The sequence below is a fragment of the Pseudovibrio sp. JE062 genome, assembly GCF_000156235.1.
Taxonomy (GTDB): domain Bacteria; phylum Pseudomonadota; class Alphaproteobacteria; order Rhizobiales; family Stappiaceae; genus Pseudovibrio.
In genome coordinates, this window is the sequence record NZ_DS996817.1 from 1 (window position 1) to 2,500 (window position 2,500).

At 53.4% G+C, this 2,500-nt stretch carries 2 rRNA genes (1 of these 2 cut by a window edge); both read right to left on the minus strand.

Annotated elements, in window-relative coordinates:
- Positions 1 to 34 precede the first annotated feature (34 nt).
- Positions 35 to 147 (minus strand): 5S ribosomal RNA (gene rrf / locus PJE062_RS23875).
- Positions 148 to 236: 89 nt separating this feature from the next.
- Positions 237 to 2,500 (minus strand): 23S ribosomal RNA (locus tag PJE062_RS23880) (it continues 462 nt past the right edge of the window).

The following is a 2,500-nucleotide window of genomic DNA, read 5'->3' on the forward strand; positions in this document are numbered from 1 at the left end:
TCTGTGTATTTGTCGAGATTTTGTGTGTCTATCATGCCGGCGGCGCCTACTCTCCCGCGTCTAAGACGAAGTACCATTGGCGCAGGGGCGTTTCACTTCCGAGTTCGGGATGGGATCGGGTGGGGGCGCCCCGCCATAGCCACCGGGCAGGAATAAGTCACATTATGAACTGGTCTGTTTTGTTTAGTTGAAGCTTTGTTTTTGGATTTAAGCTTTATGATTATAGCTTAATGGGAGTGATCAAGATCGATCGAGCTATTAGTAAGGCTCAGCTTCGGATGTTACCACCCTTCCACATGCCTCCTATCGACGTGGTGGTCTTCCACGGCTCTCAAGGGATATCTTGTTTTGAGGTTGGTTTCCCGCTTAGATGCCTTCAGCGGTTATCCATTCCGTACATAGCTACCCTGCAATGCGGCTGGCGCCACAACAGGTCCACCAGAGGTACGTCCATCCCGGTCCTCTCGTACTAGGGACAGATCCTCTCAAATTTCCTACACCCACGGCAGATAGGGACCGAACTGTCTCGCGACGTTCTGAACCCAGCTCACGTACCGCTTTAATTGGCGAACAGCCAAACCCTTGGGACCTGCTCCAGCCCCAGGATGCGATGAGCCGACATCGAGGTGCCAAACAATGCCGTCGATATGGACTCTTGGGCATCATCAGCCTGTTATCCCCGGCGTACCTTTTATCCGTTGAGCGATGGCCCTTCCACGAGGGACCACCGGATCACTATGACCGACTTTCGTCTCTGCTCGACTTGTCAGTCTCGCAGTCAGGCAGGCTTATGCCATTGCACTCAACGAGCGATTTCCGACCGCTCTGAGCCTACCTTCGCGCGCCTCCGTTACCATTTGGGAGGCGACCGCCCCAGTCAAACTACCCGCCACACACGGTCCCGGATATTGTAGTACCGCGGTTAGATATCCATGAGGACAAAGGGTGGTATTTCAAGGATGGCTCCACCCGAGCTGGCGCCCGGGGTTCAACGCCTACCACCTATCCTACACATGTCATCACGAATACCAGTGTGAAGCTGTAGTAAAGGTGCACGGGGTCTTTCCGTCTGACCGCAGGAACCCCGCATCTTCACGGGGAATTCAATTTCACTGAGTCTGTGCTGGAGACAGCGGGGAAGTCGTTACGCCATTCGTGCAGGTCGGAACTTACCCGACAAGGAATTTCGCTACCTTAGGACCGTTATAGTTACGGCCGCCGTTTACTGGGGCTTCAATTCGGTGCTTGCACACCTCCTCTTAACCTTCCAGCACCGGGCAGGCGTCAGACCCTATACGTCGCCTTGCGGCTTCGCAGAGCCCTGTGTTTTTGATAAACAGTCGCAACCCCCTATTCTGTGCCCCCGATACAAAGTTGCCTTCGTACCGGGCTCCCTTCTCGCGAACTTACGGGAGCAATTTGCCGAGTTCCTTCAGCACAGTTCTCTCAAGCGCCTTGGTATACTCTACCTGTCCACCTGTGTCGGTTTCGGGTACGGTCTTAGCGTGGGAGCTATTTCCAGGAACACCTTCACCGCATCTCCAATCCAATAAGGAGATACGATACACGGCATCCGTCACTACCCACTGGCCGGGGAATATTAACCCCGTTCCCATCGACTACGCCTTTCGGCCTCGCCTTAGGGGCCGGCTAACCCTGCGCCGATTAGCGTTGCGCAGGAACCCTTGGACTTTCGGCGAGAGGGTCTCTCACCCTCTTTATCGTTACTCATGTCAGCATTCGCACTTCTGATACCTCCAGCAGCCCTCACGGGTCCACCTTCATCAGCTTACAGAACGCTCCGCTACCGCGCGTCATAAGACGCACCCGCAGTTTCGGTGTATGGCTTTAGCCCCGGTACATTTTCGGCGCGGAGACCCTTATTTAGACCAGTGAGCTGTTACGCTTTCTTTAAATGATGGCTGCTTCTAAGCCAACATCCTGGTTGTTTTGGGATCTCTACATCCTTTCCCACTTAGCCATAACTTAGGGACCTTAACTGGCGGTCAGGGTTGTTTCCCTCTCCACAATGGACGTTAGCACCCACTGTGTGTCTGCCCTGCAGTACTTCCTGGTATTCGGAGTTTGGTTAGGATCAGTAAGGCGGTGAGCCCCCATAGCCCATCCAGTGCTCTACCCCCAGGAGTATTCACAGGACGCTCTACCTAAATAGATTTCGCGGAGAACCAGCTATTTCCGAGTTTGATTGGCCTTTCACCCCTAGCCACAAGTCATCCCCGAATTTTTCAACATTCGTGGGTTCGGTCCTCCAGTGCGTGTTACCGCACCTTCAACCTGCTCATGGCTAGATCACTCGGTTTCGGGTCTAATCCAACGAACTAAAACGCCCTATTAAGACTCGCTTTCGCTACGCCTACACCTATCGGCTTAAGCTTGCTCGTTAAATTAAGTCGCTGACCCATTATACAAAAGGTACGCTGTCACCCTTACGGGCTCCAACTGTTTGTAAGCATTCGGTTTCAGGTACTATTTCACTCCC